Origin of the sequence: Rhodococcus sp. H29-C3, from assembly GCF_030063405.1 — a bacterium.
Classification (GTDB): Bacteria; Actinomycetota; Actinomycetes; order Mycobacteriales; family Mycobacteriaceae; genus Rhodococcoides.
This window is the reverse complement of sequence record NZ_JASITC010000043.1, coordinates 1-3,767: the sequence shown is the minus strand read 5'-3', so window position 1 is coordinate 3,767 and position 3,767 is coordinate 1. Positions and strand designations below refer to the sequence as shown.

Annotated in this window: 4 protein-coding genes; 3 read left to right on the top strand and 1 reads right to left on the bottom strand. The window is 63.7% G+C overall.

Annotated features, from left to right (window positions below; genetic code table 11):
- Nucleotides 1-233 precede the first annotated feature (233 nt).
- On the top strand, nt 234-578 hold the full coding sequence (locus tag QMK32_RS25010; protein ID WP_283478267.1) for a hypothetical protein: 345 nt from the start codon (nt 234-236) through the stop codon (nt 576-578).
- A gap of 1 nt (nt 579) precedes the next feature.
- On the opposite strand, the gene QMK32_RS25005 is transcribed toward QMK32_RS25010, so the two are convergent.
- Complete coding sequence (locus QMK32_RS25005) at nt 580-1,713, bottom strand: Cmx/CmrA family chloramphenicol efflux MFS transporter (protein WP_283478266.1); 1,134 nt, start codon at nt 1,711-1,713, stop codon at nt 580-582.
- 374 nt (nt 1,714-2,087) lie between these two features.
- Between QMK32_RS25005 and QMK32_RS25000 the strand changes: the two genes are divergently transcribed.
- The gene (locus QMK32_RS25000; protein ID WP_283478265.1) at nt 2,088-2,447 is read left to right on the top strand and encodes a PadR family transcriptional regulator; all 360 of its coding nucleotides are present in this window, start codon (nt 2,088-2,090) and stop codon (nt 2,445-2,447) included.
- Nucleotides 2,444-3,115, top strand: coding sequence for a hypothetical protein (locus QMK32_RS24995; RefSeq protein ID WP_283478264.1), 672 nt, complete (start codon nt 2,444-2,446; stop codon nt 3,113-3,115). The genes QMK32_RS25000 and QMK32_RS24995 overlap by 4 nt, the downstream gene beginning before the upstream one ends.
- The last annotated feature ends 652 nt before the right edge of the window (nt 3,116-3,767 follow it).

Here is a 3,767-nt window from a genome sequence, read left to right as displayed (position 1 = left end):
ACCGGCCCTGATGGTGGACGACCGAACCCACTTCTCGAGCTGATCACGATCGATATCGGGAATCGACAACGGTGCTGCGCGCATGTTCAATTCAACCAAACATAACCGCCCAAATACTTCAGGCGCGCCGCACTAGCTCTACGCTACCGGACTAGCCTGGCCTGTTTACTTGCGCTGATTGTAAAGTCTCTCTTTCACTGGGCTTTTGGGAAGTCGATTAGCGCTGGGCGCGCGTGCCAATGTTGAGCATCTTCGGACCCGCAGTGGCCATCGTTTGGACCGGCGCGTGGATCGTCGCCGCAGCCGGTATTCCACCGAATCAGCAAGGAGTCTCCAATGGACTCGCCTCGACCACCCTCGACACCGGCAAACGCATTCCGCCGGGTGTCGAGTTCGGTCCGGGCTGTCACATTCGCAGAACGCACTACCCTCCGTGTGGAGGTGCGGGCCCGGTGACCGCCCTACTGACCCGCGATGCGACCAGCTCGCCCCTGCTCATCTACCGCGCGGGGCATTGGACGAGCAGTCCCTGCGTCGTTGGCGCCCTGACGGCAACAGTGGGGGGACCTGCGCTGTGAATTACGCCAAGACCCGGCGCACCATCAGTGCCGCAGCGATCAATCCTGCGCTGACGATCAACGGCCCGGTCGTCCCCACCGATGTGCCATAGGCGATCCCGCCGAGCACCGGGCCGGCCGCTGCCCCGCCATTGACACTGGCAGTGGCGAACGCCCCGGACATCGTCGGTGCACCGGACGCGGCACGGATCGACAGCGCGATCAACGTACTACCGACCGCGAACGACAACCCGCCCTGAACCAACGCCAGAACGAACACCAACGCCGGATACTGTGCCGACACCGCGAACACCACCCAACCCGCGAGGAGACCGCCACCCCCGATCGTGAGGATCCGCGGCGCATGGGCATCACCGAACCGCCCCGCGGCCCATACCCCGAGGAACGAACCGATCCCGAATACCGCGAGCACGATCGGCACCGTCGACGGGTCAAGATTCGCCCGCTCGGTGACGATCGGAGCGAGATACGTGAACGCGCAGAACGTCGCCCCATTCACCAGGGCAGCGAGCGCCAATGGAACCCGCAGTGAACGATGCTGCAGCACAGCAACTTCTCCACCGATGCCCCCGATCGGTAGAACGGTATCCGTGCGCACGGGAACAGCGACCGCGACGGCGAGAAGTGCCGGTACCGACAACAACGCGACACCCCACAACGCTGCCCGCCAGCCGAGAACAGACCCGACGAGCGCACCGGTGGGCACTCCGGCCACGAGGGCGAGGGTGGTGCCGGCAAGGATGATCGCCACCGCGCGCGTTGTGCGTTCCGGGCGAACCAACGCCGAGATCGTCGACAATGTGACCGCGAGGAACCCCGCATTCGCGATAGCCGCGACCACACGCGTCACCAGCAGTACGGCGTAGCTGTCGGTGAGCGCGCCGACGATGTGCATGACGATGAAGCACAACAGAAACACCGACAATGCTCGGCGCGGAGGCCAACGGCGGCTCAGCGCCGCCATCAACGGTGCTCCCACGATCATTCCGACAGCGAACGTAGAGGTCAACAAGGCCGCCTGCGGGACGGCTATGTCGAGATCGGCGGCGATAGCGGGCAGCAGACCCGCGAGCATGAACTCCGAGGTTCCTTGCGCGAACACGGCAGCGGCAAGCAAAAAGACAATCAACGGCATGAATTCGAGCTCCGAAGGTGAGAAGGTGAGAAGGGTCCAGGACTACACACAGGGACCGGCACCTCGGTGCTCGCAGAACCGCGACACGGTTCACCCACAAAGTGCGCCGCGAAAAGGCAGGCGCTACTCGGGGTTTCGTCGAGCTACCGGACTGCCGGTAGCTCCACCTTGGATGCTGTCGGTGAACTCACCCTCGCACGGTACCTCCCCGCCGCGCACCCCCACCACCCGGTTCCGCGCCACCCGAACCCACGACGCGCGGTTCGACCCAATCACACCCGTTGCGATGCACGGCGGCCCGCCGTCGAGACACCGGTGAATCGACTCCGTCGGTACCTTGTTGAGCACGCTACATGCGTGCTACCTTGCTCAACATGAGTGCAGTGGAACGACGAAGCCTCGTACTACGAGGCGTACTGGATCTATGCCTGCTGGCATTGCTACGCGAACGGCCCGTCTACGGATACGAACTCACCGAACGGCTCGCCGAGCAGAACCTGCTCGTCGCGGGCGGATCGACGTACCCGCTCCTGGCGCGACTCGAGAAGTCCGGTCTCGTCACCTCCGAAACCCGCCCATCCCCATCCGGGCCTCCGCGGAAGTACTACTCGCTCAGCGGCGATGGCGTCGACACCCTTGCCAGCGGCACCGCAGAATGGCTCACCGTATCCAGCAGTGTCACCTCACTTCTGCAGTCCCCCATCCCCGCCGCTATTAGAACGGACGCATCATGAATACCGCACACACCGACGCACACACCAGCGACATCGCACGAAGCGAGATCAGTCGCCGAGCCACCACACTGTGGCGGCGAGCAGGCGTCCGCCGAACCGACCGCCGCACCCTTCTGACCGAACTCGACACCGAACTCGACGCAGCGCAACACGATGGTCACGCTGTCACCTCCGTACTGGGACACGACAGCGATGAGATGCTCCGATCATGGGCCCACGAACGCGAGATGAGCGGCCGCGCACTGCGGGTGGAGCTGGTCCTGCCTGCCGCGTTCATCGGCATCATCACCGGTCTCGGTGTCATGTTGGTTGCGCTCGCCGCCGGGTTCTCGGGACGCTCGACAACCTTCGACGCGGGTCCGCTGATCTTGCCGTTCTACGCATCCTCGGCGCTTTTGGGATATCTGTGCGCCCTGCTGTGTGTGGGGGGAGTGTTGCGCCTGTATGGCGACCCCCATGCCGCATCGACGACGCGGTGGCTCGCCGCGCTACTGCCCATCGGCGCAACACTGACCGCCGCCGCAGCCATCGCCCTCGCCTGGTGGAGGAACTTCAACACCTCGACCGCCGTGTTCGTCGCTGTGATCGCGGTCGTCATCGTGGGACTGACCCTGACCATCGCGCTCTCGAGACTCAACGCCGTCCACCGCAATACCCCGAGCGAGTGACGACACCGTCCACCGTCGTCAACAAATGTCGTGCCGCGGGCCCAGATGGGGACTCTCTCAATAACGGTGGAAACAGTTCCTTGGTGCAACTGGCCCCACCGGTCGATCGAGGTCAGTAGTGGCCGCTGATCGGCCGGGTCGATGTGAGGATCATGCCCAGTAAGATCGCTACCGCCACCGTCGTCCATGCAGGCCGCAGGGACAGCACATGTAGGACAACACCCCGCTCTCGTCTCTCCATGATCCGCCGGTTCGTCACCCGGTGCAGCCGGATCGGCGCTAAATAATCCGCATTTCCGAAACTGGCACCTGGTAACCCTCGCCGCAGTGTTCGAAGTTGCGGATCACCCACCCCGACTGCTGGCGACGTCGCCTTGGTGGTTCGCGCGGGTAGCAACCGCCACCTTTGATCAGCGAGCCGCTGCAACTACTCGAGCAGACTGTCCGAATTCTGGACCGAGATGACCGATGCAACAATGCCTCGATAGAGGATCGACCTCCAGGACTTTTGAGCCCTGTACAGACGGCGGATTCCACTAGTCGTGGCGAATCATCGGGTAATCATGCAGGGGCCACCATCGTCGCACAGCCTGGTTCGGCGTGAGGTCGTTCAGACATAACCTCGGACGGTCGTTGAGCTCGGCGGCGACTT

Bases quoted from the DNA above. Each gene is read 5' to 3' on its own strand.
- QMK32_RS25005 (WP_283478266.1), bottom strand. From the start codon at position 1,713: ATGCCGTTGATTGTCTTTTTGCTTGCCGCTGCCGTGTTCGCGCAAGGA.
- QMK32_RS24995 (WP_283478264.1), top strand. From the start codon at position 2,444: ATGAATACCGCACACACCGACGCACACACCAGCGACATCGCACGAAGC.
- QMK32_RS25000 (WP_283478265.1), top strand. From the start codon at position 2,088: ATGAGTGCAGTGGAACGACGAAGCCTCGTACTACGAGGCGTACTGGAT.